The organism is Corynebacterium frankenforstense (assembly GCF_030211955.1).
GTDB classification, from domain to species: Bacteria; Actinomycetota; Actinomycetes; order Mycobacteriales; family Mycobacteriaceae; genus Corynebacterium; species Corynebacterium frankenforstense_A.
Genome location: NZ_JASODI010000115.1, coordinates 1 through 231, shown reverse-complemented (window position 1 = coordinate 231; position 231 = coordinate 1). Strand labels below are relative to the sequence as shown.

Sequence of the window (231 nt, the reverse complement as noted above, 5' to 3'; positions counted from 1 at the left end):
CAGTTCTTGCTCTTCGTTGTTGCCATTGGTCAGCGTAAAACGAACATGAATGCGGGCGGAATCGGTGGTTTTCTCCAGGACTCGAATTTCATCAACGCGTGAAAATAACGACTCTTCGCCAAAACAGATCGGATTGTCGTAAATAAATTGCCGTTCTATTGGCATATCTTCATCGGGATTGTTGGCCGTCTTGAAGGTGGTTTTATAGAAGGCATTGACCGCCTGGCGGTA

The 231-nt window shown here is 46.3% G+C and carries 1 protein-coding gene; it reads right to left on the bottom strand.

What is annotated here, in order from left to right; genetic code table 11:
- On the bottom strand, nucleotides 1–231 hold a 231-nt coding region (locus tag QP119_RS11760; RefSeq protein ID WP_284776360.1), incomplete at both ends, for a hypothetical protein.